Source organism: Fructilactobacillus sp. X7R9C1 (genome assembly GCF_059901005.1).
This window is the reverse complement of record NZ_JBWXVG010000078.1, coordinates 1-234: the sequence shown is the minus strand read 5'-3', so window position 1 is coordinate 234 and position 234 is coordinate 1. Positions and strand designations below refer to the sequence as shown.

Annotated in this window: 1 protein-coding gene; it reads right to left on the bottom strand. The window is 43.6% G+C overall.

Annotation, left to right across the window (positions count from 1 at the left end):
* Positions 1–234: hypothetical protein (locus AC6UD0_RS07490; RefSeq protein ID WP_500708727.1), on the bottom strand; the 234-nt coding region annotated here is incomplete at both ends.

Genomic DNA, 234 nt, shown 5'->3' with positions numbered 1-234 from the left:
TGCTGATCTTTCTGCTTCTTACTACTCTGACTGATACGTTTTGCCATTGGCTCACTGTGATTCCCAGCTATCTTTTTATCTGGGGCGATTCTACCTGATTCATGAGGTTGTTTATCTGGCAGATCTTGAGAATGAGCGGTTTTTTTGGTCGGTTCAGCTGGTACGATTGGTTTACGATTATCAGCCGGTTCAACTGGACGATCGTGCTTATTATCATTGGATGGAACTGTTCCA